This is a genomic window from Methylobacterium sp. TK31, from assembly GCF_055361545.1.
Genome location: NZ_CM143964.1, coordinates 1291973 through 1313126, shown reverse-complemented (window position 1 = coordinate 1313126; position 21154 = coordinate 1291973). Strand labels below are relative to the sequence as shown.

Genomic DNA, 21154 nt, shown 5'->3' with positions numbered 1-21154 from the left:
AGGCTCAGCCCGCCTTGTTCAGGGCCACCGCGACGAAGCGGGTGACGCCCTTGGCGCTCTTGACCCGCATCAGCACCGCCTTGCGGCCGCTCGACTCGGCGGAGCGGACGCGCTCGGCCACCTCCGAGGGCTGCGAGACGCTGGAGCCCGCGACATCGAGGATGATGTCGCCCTGCTCGATGCCCTTGGCCGCGGCCGGACCGTCGGGGTCGACCTCCATCACCGCCACACCCTCGGAGCCGGCACCGACCTCGGAGGCCGGGGCGAGGCTGAGGCCCAGCCGCGGCTGTCCGTTGGCCGAGGAGCCGCGGTCGGTGCTCGCCACCTTGGTGTCGTTGGGCAGGACGCCCAGTTCCACCGTCGCGGTGTCGGACTTGCCGCCGCGCAGGTAGGTCAGCTCGACCTTGGCCCCCGGCTTGATGCCGGCGATCTTGCGGGACAGCTCCTTGGCGTCGTTGATCGGGGTGCCGTTGACCGATTCGATCACGTCGCCGGACTTCAGGCCCGCCTTCGCCGCGGGCGTCCCCGCCTCGGCATGGTCCACCAGGGCGCCCTTGGCCTTGTCGAGGCCGAGGCCGTCGGCGATGTCCTTCGTCACCGGCTGGACCTGCACGCCGAGGTAGCCGCGCGCCACCTTGCCGTCGGCCCGGAGCTGGTCGACCACCGCCTGCACGGTCTCGGCCGGGATGGCGAAGGCCAGGCCGACGCTGCCGCCGGAGGGCGACGCGATCGCGGTGTTCACGCCCACCACCTCACCGCCGACGTTGAAGGTCGGGCCGCCGGAATTGCCCTTGTTGATCGGCGCATCGATCTGCAGGAAGTCGTCGTAGGGCCCGGCGCCGATGTCGCGGCCGCGGGCCGAGACGATGCCGGCCGTCACCGTGCCGCCGAGGCCGAACGGGTTGCCGATGGCCACCACCCAGTCACCGACGCGGGGCGCCGACTTGCTGAGCGAGACGTAGGGGAAGGTGCCGCCCTCGGTGATCTTGAGGAGCGCGAGATCGGTCTTGGGGTCCTTGCCGATCACCTTGGCGTCGAGGGTGCGGTTGTCGTCCAGAGTCACCTGCACGGTCTTGGCCTTGTCGACCACGTGGTTGTTGGTGACGACGTAGCCGTCGGCCGAGATGATGAAGCCGGAGCCCATGGCGCCGCGCTGGCCCTGGCGCTTGGGCGCACCGAAGCCCTGGCCGGGACCACCCTGGCCCGGGCCGCCCTGGCCGAAGCGCTTGAAGAACTCGCGCAGCTGCGGCGGGACCTGCTGGTTCGGGCCCTGACCCGGACCGTCCTCGTCGTCGGAATCGGCGCTGTCGTCGAGCTTCACCTTCACGGCGACGACGCCGGGCTTCACCTTGTCGACGACGCTGGCGAAGGAGCCCGGCGGATGGTCGGGGGTCTCGATCGGGTTCTTGGACAGGGACTGGGCGTAGGCCGGGGTGGCCGGCTGGGTCAGGCCGACGCCGGCCGCGCCGGTCGCCACGAGGGCGGCCACGGCGACGGAGGCGAGGGCGTTGCGGCGCAGGCGGTTGGGCTGAGCGGTCATAGGGGTCTCCGGAACGGGGGGCCGCCATCGGCAGGCCGTGATCCGGTTTGTAGGGGGCGCCGCCTGACCCCGGCGTGGCGTGAAGATTACGGTTTGGACAGGTTCGGGTCCGGTGGCGGCAGGGGCACGAGGCCGGCCCGCGCGCGCAGGTCGAGAAGCAGGCCCGCCGGGTGCGTGTCGAGAACCGGCGTGACGGGCAGGCCGGCGGCATTCAGCAGGCGCGCCGCCCAATGGTTGCAGACGTTGGCGTAGGAGAAGCGCCCCGCGCCGTCGTAGAACAGGCTCGGTCCGTAGAGACCTGGGCCGCCGGCCACCGGCTGCCCGTCGGCGACGCGGAAACTTCCCTCCAGGCGCGCGAGCAGGTGCGCGAGGCCCTGCTTCGAGACCTGCAGCGGCACGAGATCGGAATACGGGAAGCTGTCGCGGGCCGTCCGCTCCAGGCCGACCACCTGGACGACCCCGTCCCGGCCCCCAGGCGTGAACAGGGCCGCGAGGGCGAGGCCGAGATCGAACTGGGCGAGCGTCGGGGTCGACCGGTAGAAGCGGGCCTCGCCCCAGCCGAACTCGATCTCTGGATAGGCACGGAACCGCGTGGCGATGCTGGCGAGGGCCGGCCCGCTGCCCGCTCCCGTCAAGGCCGCGCGCGGCAGCACGAGGCCGGAATGCCAGCCGTGCGACACCAGCGCGATGGCGACGCCGTCCCCGACGGGCGCCGGATAGAGGCCCGGGTCGCCCGGACGCGCCGTCAGCAGCGCGGCGAGGAGCAGCCATCCCACCACGAGGGCCGGGAGGGCGCCGAGGCCCGCGAGAACCGTTGCGATCCGCGAGCGGCCCACGTGTCCGGCCCCGCGCCCGGTCAGGGCGCCTGCCAGACCTGGCCGTGATAGTCGAACCGGTCGGGCTGGCTCGCCAGGGCGGCGAGACCCGTCAGCGCCGGGTCGTGCACGGCGATGACGCTGGTCGGGATCGCCTGCATCTGCGCGACGAAGGGCGGCTTGTTCTCGAAGGCCGCACGGAAGGCGCCGCGCCGGAAGACCTCGATGATGCGGGGCGCGATGCCGCCGCCGATATAGACCCCGCCGGTGGCCAGGAAGGTGAGCGCCAGGTCGCCGCAGACGCGGCCCAGGAGCTTGGCGAACAGGTTGAGGGCGGCCGCCGCGTCCGGGTCGGTGCCGGCGAGCCCCGCCTCGGTGATCGCGGCGGGGTCGAGCCGCGGCCCGTCCGCACCGGTCCGGAGCCGGTGCAGGCCGGCATGGAGCCGGGTCAGCCCGGGCCCGGAGAGCAGGGTCTCGACGGTGATGCGGCCCTCCACCTTCTCGAGTTGCGGCCAGAGAGCGAACTCGGCCGGTGAACTCGGCCCGAAATCGACGTGACCGCTCTCGGTGGAGACGATGACGAGGCGCTGTCCCACCGGCAGCAGGGCCGCCGCGCCGAATCCGGTGCCGGGACCGAGGACGAGGCGTGCGCCCTGGTCCCCGGACCGGCCCTCCTCGCGATCCGGGCCGATGGGGGTCAGCTCCGAGGGGCTGATCCCTGCGGCACCCGCCGCCACGGGCACGTAGTCGTTCACGACCACGGAGCGCGACAGGCCGAAATCCTGTCCGATCCGGGCGCCCTCGATCACCCAATGGGCATTGGTCAGCTGGACCGCCGGTCCGTCGACCCGGGCCGCCACCGCCAGGATGGCCGAGCGCGGCGCGGCGCCGTTCCCCTTGGCCAGGGAGGCGCGGATGGCGCCGCTGGGGTCGGCATGACCGGCCGTCGCCTCGTGCGAGAGGAGGACCGGCTTCGCCCCCGCTTCGGGGACCAGGGCGAAGCGGGCGTTGGTGCCGCCGATATCGCCGACGAGGACGGGAAATTCGAACATGCGCGCCGCTTCCGTCTGGAGCCCGGGAGAGAACGGGGGTTGAGGGGATCGATCGAGGGACGCCGCTCAGGCGGCCGGCAGGGCGTCGGGGTCGATCTCCGCCCCGTCGGCCCAGGCGTAGAGCAGGCGGCGCACGTCCTCGGGATCGATGAGACGGCGCGCGGCGATCGTCTCGGCCCCGCCGATGCGGACGCTGACGCCGCCATCCGCGTTGACCACCGCGAAGGCCTTCTCGTCGGTGAGATCGTCGCCGAGGAAGATCGCCCGCCGGCCGGCATAGGGCAGGGTCTCGGCGAGCGCCCGGATGGCATGGCCCTTGGTGGCGGAGGCGGGCACGATCTCGCCGACCGCCTTGCCGAGCTGGAGCCGGTAGTCGGACCCGAGCGCCTGGGCCGCGGCCTTCACGGCTTCCTCGGCGGCGGCCGCATCGCTCGGCGTGGCGAGGCGCCAGTGCACCGCGACGGAGGCGCCCTTGTCCTCGATCAGGACGTGTTCGAGGCCGGCGACGGCCGCGTGCAGGGCCGGCACCTGGGCACGCAGGTCCGGATGATCCCCGGCGGAGCCGCCCGAGACGACGCCGTCGACCCGGCGCTCGACCCCGTGCAGGCCGGCGATGTCGAAGCGTGCGGGAGTCAGGAAATCGTCGATCACCCCGATGGGCCGGCCCGTGACGATGGCGAGTGCGCCGCCGAGCCGGGCGCGCAGGCGCTCCAGGGCCGGGGCGAGGGCCGGGTCGACCCGGACCTGGTCGGGCTTGGGCGCGATCTCCACCAGGGTGCCGTCGAAGTCGAGATAGAGGGCGAAGGCGGTCGGGTCGGTCACGCGGGATGTCCCTTCGTCTGATCCGGGCCTGCGCTAGCATGCCCTGCGCCAGGGGAAAACGCGGGACGGGGAAATCCGGAGACGGGAACACGGGGCGGGCGCAACACCCTGCCCTATCTGTCCGGACTTCCGATCCCCGCACGGCAAGGTCCCGATCGCATGTGGCCCACCCCGATCCCGCCCGGCCCGAACGAGGAGAGCGTCTGGGACTACCCGCGTCCGCCCCGGCTCGAGCGGGTTCCCGACCGGCTGCGCGTGGTGCTCGCCGGCCGGACCATCGCCGATACCGGCGCCGGGTTCCGGGTGCTGGAGACCAGCCATCCCCCGACCTACTATTTTCCACCCGGCGATGTGGTGGCCGGCGTGCTCGGGCCCGCCCGCCGGGCCGGCATCTGCGAGTGGAAGGGACGCGCTGTCCTGTACGACGTCGCGGCGGACGGCTTCCGCGCCGAGGGCGCCGCCTGGGCCTATCCGGACCCGACGCCGGATTTCACCGCGATCACCGGCTACATCGCCTTCTATGCCGGTCCGATGGAGGCCTGCTTCGTCGGAGACGCGCGGGTGACGCCGCAGCCCGGTGGGTTCTATGGCGGCTGGATCACGCCCGGCATCGTCGGCCCGTTCAAGGGCGGTCCCGGCAGCATGGGTTGGTGAAGGCTGCGCCGGATCGCACCGGTATCCCGCCCGGAGCGGGCGGCGATGTCCGATCAGGAGCCGTCGCCGCCTTCAGGACGCGCGCCGCAGGGTAATGCGGGTCAACTCGGACGGGCGGCCGAGGCGGAGCGCGAACCCGGCCCACAGGCCGGTCCCGTTGTTGACGTAGAGGGTCATGGCGCCGACCCCGTAAGCGCCGGAGACGAAGCCGTTGTTGCCCCGCGCCACGAGCCGGTCCAGCCCGACGATCATGCCGCCGTGCGTATGGCCGGACAGCTGCAGCGCCACGCCGCGCGCGGCGGCCCGTGGGGCGTTCGCCGGCTGGTGATCGAGCAGCACGATCGGCGCGCCCGCGGGCGCGCCCGCCAGCGCGGCGTCCAGGTCGGGGCCCGGATGGCCGGTGGCGGGCGCCGAGCGGTCGGTGACCCCCGCCAGCACCAGCGCGCCGTCGCCCCGCGTCAGGACGGCATGGGTGTTGGCGAGGATGTGCATCCCCATGCCGGCGAAGTGGCGCATCCAGGCGTCGACGTCGAAGAAGTACTCGTGGTTGCCGGGAATCGCCCAGACGCCGTCCCGTGCCGTCAGGGCGCGCAGGGGCTCCACGTCGGCCCGCCGCGCCGCGAACGAACCGTCGATGAAATCCCCCGTGATCAGGATCGCATCCGTGCCGAGTCCGTTGGCCCGCGCGACGACCGCCTGCGCCCAGGAGGCGGGGAACAGGCGGCTGATGTGAAGGTCGGTCAGGTGGAGGATCGTGTAGCCCTCGAAGCCGGGCGGCAGGTCCGTGATCGCGACCGTGACGTCCTTCAGGGGCGGCACGCGCACGGCCTGCGCGACCGCGACCGCCGCCAGCACCGCGGCCGTCAGCGCCGTCGTCAGGCGCCATGCGGTGGAGACCTGCCAGCCGGCGCCCGGCAGGATGCGGGAGGCCAAGGCCGCGGCATCGAGCGCGACCAGCAGGAGCGCCATGAGGACGATCGCGCCGAACGCCCCGCTGAACAGCATCACCAGAGGCCGCGGAAATTCGGGCGAGAAGACGGAGCCGGAGGAGAGGCGGCTCCACAGGTGGTACTGCGAGGCCACCAGCAGGATCACGGTGAGACCGAGCTTGAGCGCAAGCGGCCAGGGCAGCGGCCAGACCCCCCGGGCGATGACGTAGAGGCAGGGCAGGCCGAAGATCAGGTGGATCATGGCTCCTCCATGGACCGAGGCACGGGCCCAGCGCAAAGCTTTCCGCTCTGCGTTGCGGGGCCCGCAGGACGCTCCCGGCGCGCAGGGCAGGCACCGGGAGGGCAGCTTCGCGTGGCCTTCGAGGCGGGATGGCGTGTGGGGGCGATCGCGTCGGCCTGCCGGCGCACGCCAGGGTTTGCGCCGTCCGGCTGCGCCGCTATGCCAGGGCCGGTCGGCGGGGCTGCCGGCCGGGGACGGAGCAGGTGTGATGCACGGTGAGATCGCAAGCGAGCCACGGGCCCTCGGGCTCTGCCCGGACCGCCTGGAGCGGATCGACGGCTGGATGCGGCGCCTCGTCGACGACGGCAAGGTCGCGGGCCTGTCGGTGATGCTGGCCCGCGGCGGGAAGACCGCGTTCTTCCGCGCTCAGGGCCGTGCCGACATCGCCCGCGGCACGCCCTTCGCGCCCGACACCATCGCGCGCATCTACTCGATGACGAAGCCGCTGACTTCGGTGGCGGTGATGATGCTCTACGAGAAGGGCCGCTTCCAGCTCGACGACCCGATCACGCGCTTCCTGCCGGAATTCTCGGACCTTCGCGTTCTCACCGGCGGCAACCGGGCGAAGTTCGACAGCGAGCCGGCGCGGCGCCCGATCACGATCCGGGACCTCCTGACCCACACCTCCGGCCTGACCTACGGCTTCATGGAGGCGACCCTCGTCGATGCCCTCTACCGCCAGAACGGCGTCGATTTCGGCGAGGCCCAGGAGGCGAGCCTCGCCGAGGTGGTGGGCCGCCTCGCCCGGCAGCCGCTCCTCGCCCAGCCCGGCGCCGAGTGGAACTACTCGGTGGCGACCGACGTCCTCGGACACCTCGTGGCCGTGGTGTCGGGGCAGGATTTCGCCGATTTCCTGCGGCGGCGGGTGATCGAGCCCCTCGGCATGGTCGACACCGATTTCTTCGTGCCCGCCGACAAGCTGCCGCGCCTGGCCGCCAATTACAGCCTGTTCCGGGACCGCACCCTGAAGCTCTACGACGACGCGGTGGGCAGCCGCTTCGCCCGTCCGCCGGCTCTGGCCTCGGGCGGCGGCGGCCTCGTCTCGACGGCCTCCGACTACATGCGCTTCTGCCGCTTCCTGCTCGGCCGCGGCGAACTCGAGGGCACCCGGCTGCTGGGGCGCAAGACCGTCGACCTCATGCTGATGAACCATCTCGACGGGGACCTGGCCGCCATGGGCCAGCCGCGCTTCTCCGAGACCGCCTATACGGGTATCGGCTTCGGCCTCGGCGTCTCGGTGATGCTCGATCCGGCCCGGGCCCAGATCGTCGGCACGCCCGGCGAGGTGGCCTGGGGCGGGCTGGCCAGCACCGCCTTCTGGGTCGACCCGGCCGAGGATCTCGCCGTGGTGCTGCTGACGCAGCTCATCCCCTCCTCGGCCCTGCCCCTGCGGCGCGAGTTGCGCGTGCTGACCTACGCCGCCCTGGTGGATTGAGGGACACCCGAAACGCGAAACGCCGCCGGCCCGAGGCGGGACGACGGCGGTTCGTAGCTCCTTGCGCGCTGCGCCCGCGCGCGGGCGCAGGCCTACTCGGCGGGCGCTGCGGCCGGGGCGGCCCCGGGCTTGGCCGCCGGCTTCGGCGCCGGCGTCTTGGCCGTACCGGTCGCGGCGGGGGCGCCCGCCCCGGCGGCCGGCGCCTTGGGCGCCCATTCCGCATCGGCGCGGGGGCCGCCCGGACCGTTGGTCGGGCCGGTGAGCTGGCCCGGCACCACGTCGTTCACCCGGTTCCAGGTCTGCGAGCCGCAGAGGAAGCCCAGCAGGCAGCCCCGCACCGACAGCTCGGTCGGCTGGTCCGACCACATCGTGACGTCGTAGAACTTGCCCTCGTCGGCGTTGTAGATCTTGCCGCCGTAATGGCCGTCCGGCTGCGGCTTCAGGCCCATGATCAGCTGGAGTCCGAGGGACGGACGGGTCTGCTTCTTTGGATCGGGATTCTTGAAGTCGATGCGGGGCTGGCCCTGGTCGTTGAGGGGCACCTTCAGCCAGACCACGTAGCCGCACAGGTTGGTGTTCTGCGGTCCGCACTTCTCGGTGCGGATGCGGGCGCGCCCATCCTCGGTGAGCCAGGTGCCGCTGGCGTCGTTGGGGGCGGCAGCCAGTGCGAGGCCCGGCAGAGCGGCGGCAACGAGCCCGGCCAGGGGCGCCAGCCGGCGCAGGGCGCCCGCGATGGTGGATCGATTCGTCATGCTTCCAACAACCCTCATGCGCTCGCCCCGTGGCGACCCGCCCTCGTCCGCAGGACGGCAAGCGCTTGTCACGTGATGCCTCGCCATCCGATGCGAAGGTGACGGGATCATGGCCGGCGCGGCACGAATCCCGCAGATTCCGCGTGACGACGCGGTGTCGTCTACCGTTCCGGAGCCGGCAGGAGACGAAGTCTTGCGGATTGTTGAAGTCGTGGTGGACCGGCGAAATCTTGAGAGACCGGCGAAGTGTTCAGGTATCGGCGAAGTCTCGAGCGCTCCGCACATTGCCGAGAACGTTCGCTCATGCCGGCGAACGGCCCCGCGAACGATCGGCCAAGCTCCGCGTTTACGGCCGTGCTTCTTGCGGATGGCGGGCGGATCGATGACGGATGGACCGGTCGGGATGGGGCGGCGCTTCGAGGCCGCGGACATCCGTCTCGGCGTGGCGCTCGCCCGGGACAAGGATACCCGCCGGGTGCGGGCGCTGGCGGCGGCGAGCGAGGCCGGCGGCTGGAAATGGCTGCTCGCCCTCTCCACCGGCACCCTGGCGCTCGGGGTGCTGCGGCGGAATCCGCAGCTCGCGGAGGCCGGGCGGCACATGCTGCTCGCCGGAATCCTGGCCGCGGGCACCAAGACGACGATCAAGCGGGTGGTGCACCGGACCCGGCCCAACGTGTTGATGGACAAGGGTCTTTACGAGAAGGGCTGGTTCGGGCCGAATGTCGGTCCCTGGCAGTCCTTCCCCTCGGGTCATTCGGCCCTGAGCGTCGCGGTGGCGGCCGCCGCGACCCGGGCCTATCCGGAGATCCGCGGCGTCGCGACGGCGGCGGCCCTCGGAGTCGTGGTCGTCCAGGTCCTGCGCGGCGCGCACTTCCCGGTGGACGTCGCCGCGGGGGCGCTGATCGGGTTTTCGGCCGAGGCGGTCGGGCACCGGATCGGTCTCGGGCGGGAGGTCGTTTCGGGCCTCGCGACGCCCGGTATGCCAGCATGATCGCGTCGAGGTCGCGCGGCATCGCGTGCCGGGAACGCCGCGACGCGACCTCCGGTTGACGCGGCATTCCATCGGAGATGCCGCGTGACCGACAACCCCCTGACGACCTATCCCCGCCCGCCCTTCGAGGCCCAGCCCCAGAGCTTTCCCGGCAAGACCGGGAAGATGTCGCCCGAGCCGGATCACGGCGAGGCGAGCTACCGGGGCTCGGGCAAGCTGACGGGCCAGGCCGCGCTGATCACCGGCGGCGATTCCGGCATCGGTCGGGCGGTGGCGATCGCCTTCGCCCGCGAGGGCGCCGACGTGGCGATCGCCTACCTGCCCGAGGAGCAGGCGGATGCCGAGGCGGTGGCGGGCTGGGTCGAGAAGGCCGGCCGGCGCGCCCTCCTCCTGCCGGGCGACCTCAAGGACCCGGCCCATGGCCGCGACCTGGTGGCGCGCACGGTCGCCGAATTCGGCCGCCTCGACGTCCTGGTCAACAACGGTGCCTTCCAGCAGCCGAACCAGGGCCTCGACGCCATTGAGGACGCGGTCTTCGAGGACCATTTCCGCACCAACGTGTTCGGGCCGTTCTACGTGACCAAGGCTGCCCTGCCCCACCTGAAGCCCGGGGCCTCGGTGATCTTTACCTCCTCGGTGAACTCCAAGCACCCGATGCCCTCGCTGATGGCCTACAGCGCCACCAAGGGCGCGCTCAGCAACATGGTGCTCAGCCTGTCGCAGCTGCTGGCCGAGAAGGGCATCCGGGTGAACGGCGTGCTGCCGGGGCCGATCTGGACGCCGTTCATCCCGGCCGGGATGAGCGAGGATGCGGTCAAGTCCTTCGGCAGCCAGGTCCCGTTCGGGCGCCCGGGCCAGCCGGCCGAGCTCGCCTCCGCCTACGTGATGCTGGCCTCGGCCGAGAGCAGCTACACCTCCGGCGCCCTCGTCACCGTGGCCGGGGCGATGCCGGTCCTCTGAAGGCCTGCGGCCGGCCCCGGCCGTCGCGCCGGGGTCGACCGGAAGGATGATGCCGAACGGTTCGGCCGGTTCGCGCGTTCCTGTGGCCTCGGAGGGGGAGGAGCAGGATGCGCACCTGGAGGGCGATGGACCGGGCCCCGCATGACGGCCGCTGGATCATCGCGATCCACCGGGCCGACCCGGACCGGCGCGCGGTGATCCGCTGGGACCCGGCGGGCCTCGGCGATCCCCGGCCCTGGCACGTCGCCTCCTGCCAGCACAGCTACCCCGCCGAGGCCTTCACGGACTGGATGGACTTCCCCGATTGTCCCCCGTCCGCCGAGGACCGCGAACCCGGCACCGCAGGAGGTCACGATGGCGCGCGAAGCGATGGGTCCCCTGACCCTGGACGTTGAGAGCTGCCCCGAGGACGCCACCCGCTACCGCTGGACCGTCCGCGCGGCGGCCCATGTGGTGCGCAGCGCCCCCTACTCCCTGCCCGACGCGGAGGCCGCCCTGCACCAGGGCCGCGCGGCGATGGCCGAGGCGGCCGCCCTCAGCCGCGACACCGAGATCCGCGCGCCGGACTGAGTTTTCCGGACGGACGGCACGGAACGCCCCTCGGCGAGATTACGAGAAGGGGCGCTGGCCGCCGATCCCGGCCACTCTTGCGGCCATCAAAGCTGCGCTTGAAGCTCAAGCAATCGAGTTCGTTGATGACGGGCAGACATTAGGCATCTCGCTAGCAAAGCTCGCTGGCGCGTAGCCTTCGCGCTAGACTAAGAGCCTAGTCGGTGATACTCGTTGACATATGGTGCACTAGTAGGGAATCCGACCGTCGGACAGACGGAAAGTCCCAGGCCAGCACTAGTCCTAGCCCAGTTCGGAACCGAACGGCGACGCTCGTAACGCTGCCGCCGGCCCCGAAAAGGGTCAGACTATGTTGTCATCCACCACCTACCTCTCTGTGGTTTGCGAGCCACGGTCAGGGTTAGTCAAAAACGCTCGGTTGAGCGTTCTTAACAGAAGCCGTAGGCGCGTCCCCCATGGACATCTCGCCTGCGGCTTCGTTCGTTTGAGCCTCGGCATCACCATTATCGGCGTCTGCTTCGACTGCGTTGTTGGGAGCGACGGGATAGATACCATCCGCGCGACGCTCGATCACCTTTTCCTGCTGAAGCGTCCAGAGCGTTCCCCGAATACTGTTCAGCTTAAAGCCCGTAAGTCGCTGAAGGTCTCGCGTTGAAAGGCCAGGCCGCTCGACAACCAGTTTGTGGATCGTAGGCTTCACACTACCCGGCGTCGCTCGCTTCTTGTCTTCAGCCCCCGATTCCTGTGACCAGCTGCCAGTATGATCAGACGATTGATCTGACTCCGCTGGGCTCGATCCCATACCGGTGAGAGTATCAGTCAGCCCCGTTAAGCGCGCCTTGAACTCAGCCATTGCCTCGGCGCGACCAACCTCACGCCCTCTCTCATACGCTTCGTCGAGAAGCTTCTTGTGAGCAAGGCCAGCCTGTTCAAGAAGCCCGAAAAAGGTTGCGACAGCCGACACGATTGATCCTCCGAATCGTCATATAGCATGCCTTCTGATGCCATTCAACATTGCATCTTCAGACACACGATAGAGCGCGAACATATAGCGAGCGCAAGAAATGTTTGCAGCCTGTTGGTTTAATCACGGCACACTCGCGGTGCGCGCTGATAGTTGGACGCATCAGAGGGAGGCCTTCTCATGCTAAGAAGACGTCTAACGAGAGGCGAAGTCTCTAGGGCTGATGCCCTGTTGGCCGATGTGAGGCGCATGGTGACGGACGCGGCCAGGAGCGATCCGGGCCTGCTATTTGCGCTCCGGCGACGCCTGTTCATCCGTCTGATGTACTAGGAGCGCGGTACGCCAGGCAGTGAAGCACAAGGCGCGGAGGCGGACGCTGCGTGATGTGCGGCGAGTTGATGGACATGAAGGGGTCGGAGTTGGTTTGGGCTGACCCAGTAGACGGGAACACGGCCGAGAATATCCAGCTTGTACACCATATGTGCCGCCAGACGGATCAGGCAGAGCAGGGGTTCAGGTATGGCCGGATGCATGATCAAAATCGAGAACCGGCACACCGGGTCTAGAAGCTCGAAGCCGGCTGGAAGCCGCGAGGAAGCCATGATCTGGGTCGCTCGGCAGCTTGAAGCCACCGCCGATAATCCTGAGACCTATTGCCTGAGCGTGGAGCCGGAAAAGTTCTACAAAAGCACCGCCGACCTGCCATGGCAGGAAGGCTATGGCGACTGGGAGTAGGCACCCAGCACTCAGGCGAATTTGCTACCTAACATCGCGCTGACGCGCCTCCGATCCGGCACCTGCCTCGCGGCGGGGTCGCGTGACGCCGACCGCCCGTCGGCGCGCGCCCGCCGGACTTATGCGACCAGCCGCTGCACGGCCGCCATCACCGCCTCGGGCCGGTAGGGCTTGGCGAAGAACACCCCGCGGGCGGGCAGGCGGTGCGGCTCGGGAATGCGCTTGCCCGACACGACGATGATCGCCACCGGCGGCCAGCGATCGCGGATCGCCTGGGCGAGCTCCAGGCCGTCCCCGCCGTCCGTCGGGTCGATGTCGGAGAACACCAGCCGGATGTCGGGGCGCATCTCCAGAAGCCGCAGGGCGTCGTCCGCCCCGCTGGCCTCCAGCACCTCGAGGCCCGCCGCCTCCACCAGGTCCACGGCCTGCATGCGCAGGACCGGCTGGTCCTCGATCACCAGCGCGGCGCCCCTTCGCGCCGGCGGCCCGTCCGATCGTGCGCCCACGGCCACCTCCTCAAACATGCTGCAGCTGGGCGAGCGGCGCCCGCATCGTCGCCTCGAACCCCGTGGGGGGATAACGGAGGTCGACGTCTCCGGCTCCGTCCAGGCCCATGCGGATCAAGCGCGAGCCGAAGCCCTTGCGCCCGGAGGTCGCCGGCGCCACCGGGGGCGGCCCGCCGCGCTCGACCCAGTCCAGCACGACGCTGCGCTCCGCGTCGGGGCCTTCCAGGCGCCACGTGATCAGGACCCGTCCCTCCGGGGCGGACAGAGCACCGTACTTGGCCGCATTGGTCGCCAGCTCGTGCAGCAGCAGCGACAGCGACAGCGTCGCCCGCGGCCCGAGGTCGAGCTCCGGTCCGGAGACGTCGACCCGGTCGCCCTGCCCGGCCGCGCCCAGGACGGCCTCGACCACGTCCCGCGCCGGGGCCGCCGTCCAGGTCTGGCGCAGCAGCACGTCATGGGCGGTCGCGAGCGCGTGCAGCCGCTGCTCGAACGCCTCCACCGGCGCCCGGTCCGGCACGCTCCGCAGGGTCTGCGTGGCGATCGAGAGCACCATCGCCATGGTGTTCTTCATCCGGTGCGAGATCTCCTGGTTGAGGACGCGCTGGTCCTCCTCCGCCCGCACCCGGGCGACGCCCGCCTCCAGCCGCTCGGCCACGTTGCGCAGGAACGCCAGTTCCTCGGCCAGCCAGGCGCGCGGCTCGACGTCGTGGACGATGAACACCGCCACCGTGCGTCCGCGCTCGCGGACCGGCATGTGGACGAAGGCGTTGACCGAGAAGGACTGCCAGAGGGCGGCATCGGCGCGGGTGCGCGGGTCGGTCGCCACGTCGTCGACCACCAGTGGCTCGCCCCGCCGCAGGGGCGCGCGGATGTCGCCGAAATCATCGTAGCGGTGCCGGCCGGCGACGCTGCCCTGGCCGGGCGCCGTCCAGTCCGGCTCGATCTCGACGTACTCGACGTCGCCCACGACGCGGCCGAAGCCCGCGCGGGTGACCCCCAGCGTCGTCCCGACGATCTCGGTGGCCGCCCGGGTCATCTCCGGGGTCGTGGTCAGGTTGCTCAGCCGGTCGCCGAGCGCCAGCTGCGCGGCCCGGCGTGCCTCGGCCTGCACGCGGTCGGTCACCTCCAGGAACAGGGCGGCGAACCGCTTGCCGCCGACGGAGAAGGCCCGCCCCTCGTACCAGCGGTCGAGGCTGCCGACCCGGCGCAGGAACGCCACGGATTCGCCGGTCTCGACCACCTGGACGAACTCGTCGATCCAGGCCTCCTCGATGCCGGGGAACACCTCACGGACCGTGCGGCCCGTCGCGGAACGGGCATCGATGCCGAGGAGGTCGCCCCAGGCGCGGTTGACCTCGATGTAGCGCCAGTCGGTCGCCCGGCCCGCGGCGTCGCGGACCACCTCGCCGACGATGAAGCCCTCGCTCAGCCGCTCGAACAGGCTCCGCCAGTAGGCCCCGACCTCGGCCAGCTCCGCCTCGCCGTCCAGGCGGTCGTAGACCGCGGCCATCAGGCGGGCCAGCGTCTCGAAGAACGCCAGCGCCTCGCCGTCGAAGACCGGCACCCGGGTCGAGGCGAAGGCGATCACCGCGGTGAGTTCGCCCCGACTGACGACCGGGAAGCCGGCATAGGCATCGAAGCCGAGCTGCCGGGAGAGGGCATCCTGGGCCTCGTCGCCCGCCTGGATGGCGGTCCGGATCACCGGGCGCCGTGTCGCGGCGACGACCCCGCAGGTCGGATCGCCGAAGGCCCGGCGCTTCAGGAGCGCCTGCGCCTCGGGCGTGATGTTGACGGCATGGGACAGGCGCAGGTGGCATCCGTCCGGGGCGATGTCGTAGAGCAGGGCCCGGTCGAACCCGAGCACGTCGGCGCCCTCCGTGAGGATCGGTTCGAGAACCGCGGTGGGGTCGTCCGTGAGGAGCAGCGCCGCCGAGGTCTTGGCCAGGACGTCGAGACGGCGGGCGCGACGCAGTTCGGTCTGCTGGACCGCCAGGAGCGTGTCGCGGTCCTGGACGGCGCGGCGCATGCCCAGCTGCGTGACGACCTGGGCGGCGAGCGTGCGCAGGTCCTCGATCTGGTCCCCGGTCAGGCCGCCGGGCCGGGGCACGGTGTCGATCACGCAGAGCGAGCCGAGGACCTGCCCCTCGGGCGTGCGCAGCGGAGCGCCGGCGTAGAAGCGGATCCACGGCGCGCCGGTGACGAGGGGATTGGTGGCCGTGCGCGGATCGGCCGTGAGGTCCGGGATCACGAGCACGTCGGGCTCGGCGAGGACGAACTTGCACACCGAGCGGTCGAGATCGGTCTCGCAATGGGGGAAATTGCGCCGCGCCTTGAACCACTGGCGGTCGGCGGCGACGAAGCTGACGAGACCCACGGGGGTCCGGCACAGCCGGGTCGCCAGGCGCACGATGCCGTCGAAGGCCGGTTCCGGCGGCGTATCGAGGATGCCGTACTCGGCCAGAGCGTCCAGCCGAGCTTCGGAACCGACGAGGCGGTCGGTGAGCGAATGCAGATCCATGCCGCGGTCGTCGGCCCGGTAGCGGACGGCCGGGTGCGTCCACCCCTCCGTGGCCAGCGCGACCGGACGATCCCGCGCTCTGCCCTGGGTGGCTGATAGCACCCGGGCGGCGGGGTGGAAACCGACCGGCGCGCGCCGTGGCCCTCGCGACGGGGCCTTCGCGACGGGGCCTTCGATATGGGGCCTTCGAGACGGCCCCCGCGAACCGCCCGGCACGCACGCTGCGGCTCGCGGGGGCCGCCAACGCCGGAGCCCCGGCCCTGGCGGCGTGGCTTAGCTGCGCGGTGGGCGGCTTGGCCTAGCCGTTCGACCGCGCGAGGGCGGGCAGGTCCGCCCCGGCCTCGATCGCGGCCGCCGGGGGGAGGCGTCCGAGGCCGAGCAGGTGCAGGAAGGCGGTGAAGGCCGTGTTGCGGCCGATGCTGCAGGCGGCGGTCACCCGGTCGCCCGTGACGTAGTAGGCGATGAAGTCGAGGGCGTCGGGGTCGCCCTGCAGGACGATCCGGTCGAACCCCTTGGCGTAGCCGCCGTAATCGAGCCGCTTGTCGCCCTGGTTGCTCCAGAAGAACGGCGCGCCCGCGAAGGCGTCGCCCCGGCCGAGGATGGCCCGGGCCACGTGCGTGCCGTGCTGCTGCGCCAGGCGCCAATGCTCGATCCGCGCCGTCTCGCCGCTCGCCGTCTCCGGGAAGGCGGCGATGTCGCCCGCGATCCAGACGCCCTCCGCGAGCGTCAGGTCGCCGCCGACCGGGAGGCCGCCGCTCGCGTCGGGCGCGACGCCCGCGACCAAGCCGGTCTCCGGCTCGGCGCCCGCGCCCACGAGGACGAGGTCGGCGGGTAGGCGCCGTCCGTCCTCCGTCTCGACGGCCTCGACGCGGCCGGTGCCGGCGATCCGGGCGACGGAGCCGGTCGCGAAGGCGACGCCGTTGCCGGCGTGGTAGCGCTTGAGCGCCGCGCCCACCGCCTCGCCGAAGCGCTTGGCGAACGGGACGTCCTCGCGCGCCAGCACGGTGACGGAGAGCCCGCGCTTGTTGAGGAAGGCGGCGGCCTCCAGGCCGATGAAGCCGGCGCCCACCACGACCACCGATTTGGCCTCGCCCGCCGCCTCGCTGAGGCGGACCGCGTCGTCGAGGCTGCGCAGGGTGAAGACCCCGTCGAGGTCCCGGCCGGGAAAGTCCGGCAGCACCGCCCGGCTCCCGGTGGCGACCAGGATCGCGTCGGCCGTCAGGGTGCGGCCGTCCGCCAGGGTGACGCTGCGCCGGGCGGGATCGACCCGGGTCGCCGCCCCGGTGATCCGCTCGACCCCGTTGGCCCGGTCGAAATCGGGCTCGATCCACGTCTTCTCGGGCGGGGTCGGCTTGGCCAGGAACTGCTTCGAGAGCTTGGTCCGGTCGTAGGGCGGGTGCGCCTCGCGGCCGACCATCGTGATGCGGCCGTCATAGCCCTCGCGGCGCAGGGTCTTCACGCAGGCCACGGCCGCCGCGCCCGAACCGACGATGAGCACCTGCGCCACGGGGGCGCCCTGCGTCTTCTTCGGCGCAGGCTCCGGCGTCAGGGTCGCGACGGCCTCGGCCCCCTCGATGCGGACGGGATAGCGCGTCAGGGCCTCGAGGGCCGGCGGCTCCTCCAGGCTCCCGTCGGTGAGCGCGAAGGCGGCCTTGTGCCAGGGGCAGTAGAGGCGTCCGCCGCAGATCTCGCCCTTGGCGAGCGGCGCCCCGAGATGCGGGCACTTGGCCTGGAACGCCCGCACGCCGGAGCCGTCGCGCACGAACAGCACTTTCTCGTCGCCGGCCGTGCCCTCCGCCATGCCTCCCATCGGGATCGCGTCGAGGGCGAGGCGGATCTCGGTTCCGGACATGGCTGGTATCCCTCCCGGCGCGCGCCGGCGCGCCCGGCCGATCAAGTCGCCGAGCCCGTCCCGGTTGCACCGTGCGACATCGCGGGCCCGGCCTACCCGATCCGCACCGTGCGCCGCAGGCGCCGCCAGCCCAGCACCACGCCCGAGAGGGCGATCGTGGCGCCGAGGCCGTTGAGGAGCCACATCACCGCGTCCCAGGCCGGGCGGGCCTGGAACAGGTTTCCGAAGTCGAGGCGGTGCGGCGCCTCGAACAGCCAGCGCTGGAGCCGGCCGCTGGCGTCGAGGCGGTCGAGGAGCGCGCCGGTCTCGGGGTCGATGTGGAGCCAGGTCGCGGCCGGGTCGTCGAAGCGCAGGCGCAGCACCGGCAGCGGCCGGGTGTCGTGGTGGGGATACCAGTAGGCGTCGTAGGCGGTCAGGGTCTCGGCCCCGGCGAGGCGGGCCTGCGGCAGGGCGCGGGCGGCGGCCGCGCGCAGGGTCGCCTCCGTGGGCGCCGGGACCGCGACCCGGCGACCGCCCGCCTCGGCGGCGACAAGCACGGGCCGGCCGTCCACCTGCGTGAACCGGATTTCGACGAGCCCCGGCCGGGCCAGGCCGTCGAGGGCGGCGCGCCCGACCGGGGCCGGGGCCCCGGCATAGGCCTCCCGCATCGGTGCCGGGGGCGTGCGGGGCGAGAACCAGTGGTTCGGGTTCATGGAGAGCCAGCCGCTGGCGACGAAGGCGAGGAGGCTCAATCCCCCGAGGGTGCCGAGGAGGTGGTGCCAGCGGGCGAACCCGCGATAGGGCGTCACCGCCCCGGAGGCGTAGGGCCGGCGCAGGCGCAGGCGCCAGATCCCCAGGGCGAGGCCGCTGAGCACCCCGGCGGTGGCGATGCCCGAGACCCACAGCACGCTGCCCCGCCAGAGCTCGCCCCGCGCCCGCAGGGGGGTCGGGTAGAACCAGTGCGGGATCGCCCCGAGCCAGTTCCACAGGCGCTCCCGGCGGGTGGTGTCGAGGACGACCGCGCCGGTGCGGGCCGAGACGTAGAGCTCGGTGCCGGCCGCGTCGCCGAGCGCCACCACGTGGAAGGGCCGCAGCGGGTCGTAGCGGTCCCGCACCGTCCACTGGTCGCGGGTCACCGCCCGCACGGTGGCGCCCGGCCCGAACGGGGCCCGGGCCGCCGCGGCGTCGACCGGGCCGAGGGCCTGCCCGGTCTCGGCCGAGACCGTGTGCCGGGCGCCGTCCCGCGCGGTCACCTGATAGACCGGCGTACCGCCCCGCATGGACAGGTCGAGGCCGCCGGGGGCCGGCGCGAGCCCCGCCCGCGCCAGGGCCTCGTCCGGCCCGAGCAGGACCCGGTCGAAGGCGATCGGCGCGAGGCGGGACAGGCGCTCGGCCTCGGTCAGGGCCGGGAAGGCCACGTAGAGCATCACCAGCCCCGACAGCACCCAGGCGGCGAGGAACAGCCCCGTGGCGATGCCGAGCCAGCGATGGCCGAGGATCAGCCAGCGCTTCAGGGTTTTGAGCCGCATCAGAACCGCACGCTGTAGGCGATCTCGACGGAGCGCGGCCGGCCCAGAAGCCAGTTGGTGCCGACCCCGTTCACGGCGTTGCCGCTGATCGCGTAGACCGTGTCGAACAGGTTGTAGGCGCGCAGCGACAGGCGCGAGTCCGGCGTGACCTGATGGTCGAGCCCGGCATTGACCAGGGTGTAGGCCGGGCGCGGGGCCTGGTTGCCGAAGTCGCTGAAGGTCTCGCCCACGTGCTGCAGGCCGACCCGGGCCTCCCAGGCCGGGGCGAAGGCCCAATTGACCCAGAGGTTGCCGACCCGCTCCGGCACGTCGATGGGCTGGCGCCCGGCATAGGACACCACCGTGCCGCCGACCGCCTGGTTGAAGTCGTCGTACTGGGCGTGCAGCAGCGCCAGGTTGGCGTCGATGCGCCAGGCCTCGGCGAGGTGCAGGCTCAGGGCCGCCTCGACGCCGAGGGAGGATTGCCGGCCGACCTGGGTCGAGAGCGTCGGCTGGCCCGGCACCGTCGAGATCAGGTTGTCCTTGACGATGCGGTAGCCGGCCAGCGTCCACTCCGCCCGGCCGCCGAAGGCGACGCCCTTGGCGCCGATTTCGACCTGCTCGCCGGTGGAGAGCCGGAAGTTGGCGAGATTCTGCGACAGCGAGATCAGGCTGCCCACCGGGTCGGTGGCGGTGGCGTATTGCGCGTAGAGCGCCAGCAGCGGCGTCGGGTTGTAGACGGCGCCGAAGCGGTAGCTGAGCGCCCGGAAGTCGCGGTCGAAGCCGGCGCCGGTGACGAGGTCGGTGCGGTGGAGGACCGGCGCGTCGTAGCGCACCCCCGCCAGCAGGGAGACCTGGTCGGACAGGATCAGGCGGTTCTCGGCGAAGACCGAGGCCTGGGAGGTGCTGGTGGCGTAGGCGGGCCGGGCCCGGCCCTCGGCGGGGAACAGGCCCGGGTCGTAGACGAAGGGATCGACGCTGGTGCTGGTGTCGAAGAAGAAGTTGTTGGTGTGCCGGAAGGCGATGTGGTTCACGTCGAACCCGGCCAGGAACTCGTTGCGGAACCCGAACAGGGTGCCGCGGAAGGTGGCGTCGAGGCGGTTCCCGACCTGTTCCTGCTGGTGGTAGATCTCGAGATAGTCGGAGCGGTCGATCCGCCCGGTATCCCGGTTGAAGGCGTATTGCTCGACGTCCCGCCACTGGCGCCGGCTCTGGAGCCGGTAGGCGGTGTTGCGGACCGTGACGTCGGCGCTCGGCGTCCATTCGGCGCGCAGCTGCGTCCAGTTGTCGGTCCAGAGGATCTGGGCGTCGCGGACGTTGTAGTTGTTGAACCGGAGGGATTCGAGGATGCGCCCGTTCACCAGGGGCGTGCCCCAGTAGCGGGCCGGCTCCTGGTACCCGAAATCATGGCTCAGGGTGACGGCGAGGTCCGGCGTCGCCTGCAGGGTCAGGGCGCCCGAGACCGCGAGGTTGCGGAAGCTGCCGTCCGGCGAAACCCAGCCCTCGGCGCGGTTGCCGCTGACGTTGAGGCGGTAGGCCAGGGCCTCGCCGATGGGTCCGCCGGAATCGAGGGCGAGGCGCGCCAGCCCGTCCGAGCCGAGAGCCGCGCGGGCCTCGTTGAAGGGCGTGAACAGCGGCTTCTTCGTCACCACGTTGACCACGCCGCCGATGGCGCCGTCGCCGTAGAGCACGGAGGCCGGCCCGCGCAGCACCTCGATGCGCTCGACGTTCCAGGTGTCGAAGGGAAACGTCACGGTGCCGGCGCCCACGAACAGGCGGGTGCCGTCGTAGAGCTGCTGGATCGAGTTCGGGCCGGCAAAGCCCCGGGCCGTGAAGGCGCCGTTGCCGTTGCCCGGCGCCGCCACCGTGGTGATGCCGGTGGCGTTCTGGGTGACGGCCTCGGCAACCGTGTTCTGGCCGCGCAGGCGGGTGGTCTCGCCCGCGATCACGTCGATGCTGGCGGGGGTCTCCAGGGGCGTGAGCCCGAGGCGGCTGGCGCTGCGGCCGGGGCTGCGCAGGTTGAGGCCCTCGGCCGGCGGCGGCCCGCCCCGCCCGGATCCCGCGACCTCGAGGGTCTCCAGGGTCACGGCCGGCTGGGCCTCCGGGGCCTCGGCGCCGGCCGGCATCGGCAGCAGGCCGCCGAGCAGGGCCGCGAGGGATAGGGACGTGAGGGGCCAAGCCCGGTGACGGGGCCAAGTGAGGTGACGGGGCCAAGCGAGGTGACGAGGCCAAGACTGGTGACGGGGCCGGGCATGGCGCCGGTGCGGCCGG

Annotated in this window: 18 protein-coding genes; 6 read left to right on the top strand and 12 right to left on the bottom strand. The window is 71.8% G+C overall.

Annotated elements, in window-relative coordinates:
- Window positions 1-4: 4 nt before the first annotated feature.
- The 4 genes from ACXJY8_RS06045 to otsB all read right to left on the bottom strand — a co-directional run bounded on the left by ACXJY8_RS06045 (window position 5) and on the right by otsB (window position 4229).
- Window positions 5-1540 (bottom strand): Do family serine endopeptidase, encoded by a 1536-nt coding sequence (locus ACXJY8_RS06045; RefSeq protein WP_463777412.1) that lies wholly within the window; start codon window positions 1538-1540, stop codon window positions 5-7.
- Window positions 1541-1626: 86 nt separating this feature from the next.
- Window positions 1627-2376, bottom strand: a complete 750-nt coding sequence (locus ACXJY8_RS06040; protein ID WP_463777408.1) for a DUF2459 domain-containing protein — start codon at window positions 2374-2376, stop codon at window positions 1627-1629.
- A 20-nt stretch (window positions 2377-2396) separates the two neighbouring features.
- Window positions 2397-3407: a glucokinase gene (locus tag ACXJY8_RS06035; RefSeq protein ID WP_463777403.1), complete on the bottom strand. Its 1011-nt coding sequence runs from the start codon at window positions 3405-3407 to the stop codon at window positions 2397-2399.
- A 66-nt stretch (window positions 3408-3473) separates the two neighbouring features.
- On the bottom strand, window positions 3474-4229 hold the full coding sequence (gene otsB, locus ACXJY8_RS06030; protein WP_463777398.1) for a trehalose-phosphatase: 756 nt from the start codon (window positions 4227-4229) through the stop codon (window positions 3474-3476).
- Between the two features lie 159 nt (window positions 4230-4388).
- Between otsB and ACXJY8_RS06025 the strand changes: the two genes are divergently transcribed.
- On the top strand, window positions 4389-4883 hold the full coding sequence (locus ACXJY8_RS06025) for a DUF427 domain-containing protein (protein ID WP_463777394.1): 495 nt from the start codon (window positions 4389-4391) through the stop codon (window positions 4881-4883).
- 72 nt (window positions 4884-4955) lie between these two features.
- On the opposite strand, the gene ACXJY8_RS06020 is transcribed toward ACXJY8_RS06025, so the two are convergent.
- Window positions 4956-6074 carry a metallophosphoesterase gene (locus ACXJY8_RS06020; protein WP_463777390.1) on the bottom strand — a complete coding sequence of 373 codons (1119 nt, stop codon included), beginning with the start codon at window positions 6072-6074 and terminating at the stop codon, window positions 4956-4958.
- Between the two features lie 247 nt (window positions 6075-6321).
- Here ACXJY8_RS06020 and ACXJY8_RS06015 point away from each other — a divergent pair, with 247 nt between their 5' ends.
- Complete coding sequence (locus ACXJY8_RS06015) at window positions 6322-7548, top strand: serine hydrolase domain-containing protein (protein WP_463777386.1); 1227 nt, start codon at window positions 6322-6324, stop codon at window positions 7546-7548.
- A 92-nt stretch (window positions 7549-7640) separates the two neighbouring features.
- Here ACXJY8_RS06015 and ACXJY8_RS06010 read toward each other — a convergent pair whose 3' ends face one another.
- Window positions 7641-8300, bottom strand: coding sequence for a DUF2147 domain-containing protein (locus ACXJY8_RS06010; protein WP_463777383.1), 660 nt, complete (start codon window positions 8298-8300; stop codon window positions 7641-7643).
- A gap of 382 nt (window positions 8301-8682) precedes the next feature.
- Between ACXJY8_RS06010 and ACXJY8_RS06005 the strand changes: the two genes are divergently transcribed.
- The 3 genes from ACXJY8_RS06005 to ACXJY8_RS05995 all read left to right on the top strand — a co-directional run bounded on the left by ACXJY8_RS06005 (window position 8683) and on the right by ACXJY8_RS05995 (window position 10821).
- Window positions 8683-9291, top strand: coding sequence for a phosphatase PAP2 family protein (locus ACXJY8_RS06005; RefSeq protein ID WP_463777379.1), 609 nt, complete (start codon window positions 8683-8685; stop codon window positions 9289-9291).
- Between the two features lie 84 nt (window positions 9292-9375).
- Window positions 9376-10251 (top strand): SDR family oxidoreductase, encoded by an 876-nt coding sequence (locus ACXJY8_RS06000; RefSeq protein ID WP_463777375.1) that lies wholly within the window; start codon window positions 9376-9378, stop codon window positions 10249-10251.
- Between the two features lie 354 nt (window positions 10252-10605).
- Window positions 10606-10821: a hypothetical protein gene (locus ACXJY8_RS05995; protein ID WP_463777371.1), complete on the top strand. Its 216-nt coding sequence runs from the start codon at window positions 10606-10608 to the stop codon at window positions 10819-10821.
- A 400-nt stretch (window positions 10822-11221) separates the two neighbouring features.
- Here ACXJY8_RS05995 and ACXJY8_RS05990 read toward each other — a convergent pair whose 3' ends face one another.
- Window positions 11222-11785: a hypothetical protein gene (locus ACXJY8_RS05990; protein WP_463777366.1), complete on the bottom strand. Its 564-nt coding sequence runs from the start codon at window positions 11783-11785 to the stop codon at window positions 11222-11224.
- Window positions 11786-12316: 531 nt separating this feature from the next.
- Here ACXJY8_RS05990 and ACXJY8_RS05985 point away from each other — a divergent pair.
- Window positions 12317-12520, top strand: coding sequence for a hypothetical protein (locus tag ACXJY8_RS05985; protein WP_463777364.1), 204 nt, complete (start codon window positions 12317-12319; stop codon window positions 12518-12520).
- A gap of 119 nt (window positions 12521-12639) precedes the next feature.
- Here the strand turns inward: ACXJY8_RS05985 and ACXJY8_RS05980 are convergent, their stop codons facing one another.
- The 5 genes from ACXJY8_RS05980 to ACXJY8_RS05960 all read right to left on the bottom strand — a co-directional run bounded on the left by ACXJY8_RS05980 (window position 12640) and on the right by ACXJY8_RS05960 (window position 21009).
- Window positions 12640-13026 (bottom strand): response regulator, encoded by a 387-nt coding sequence (locus ACXJY8_RS05980; RefSeq protein ID WP_463777362.1) that lies wholly within the window; start codon window positions 13024-13026, stop codon window positions 12640-12642.
- Window positions 13027-13036: 10 nt separating this feature from the next.
- Window positions 13037-15544 carry a GAF domain-containing protein gene (locus tag ACXJY8_RS05975; RefSeq protein ID WP_463777360.1) on the bottom strand — a complete coding sequence of 836 codons (2508 nt, stop codon included), beginning with the start codon at window positions 15542-15544 and terminating at the stop codon, window positions 13037-13039.
- A gap of 298 nt (window positions 15545-15842) precedes the next feature.
- The gene (locus tag ACXJY8_RS05970; RefSeq protein ID WP_463777357.1) at window positions 15843-17396 is read right to left on the bottom strand and encodes an FAD-dependent oxidoreductase; all 1554 of its coding nucleotides are present in this window, start codon (window positions 17394-17396) and stop codon (window positions 15843-15845) included.
- 92 nt (window positions 17397-17488) lie between these two features.
- Window positions 17489-18904: a PepSY domain-containing protein gene (locus ACXJY8_RS05965; RefSeq protein WP_463777353.1), complete on the bottom strand. Its 1416-nt coding sequence runs from the start codon at window positions 18902-18904 to the stop codon at window positions 17489-17491.
- Complete coding sequence (locus ACXJY8_RS05960) at window positions 18904-21009, bottom strand: TonB-dependent receptor (RefSeq protein WP_463777351.1); 2106 nt, start codon at window positions 21007-21009, stop codon at window positions 18904-18906. Before ACXJY8_RS05960 ends, ACXJY8_RS05965 begins: the two co-directional genes overlap by 1 nt.
- Window positions 21010-21154 lie beyond the last annotated feature (145 nt).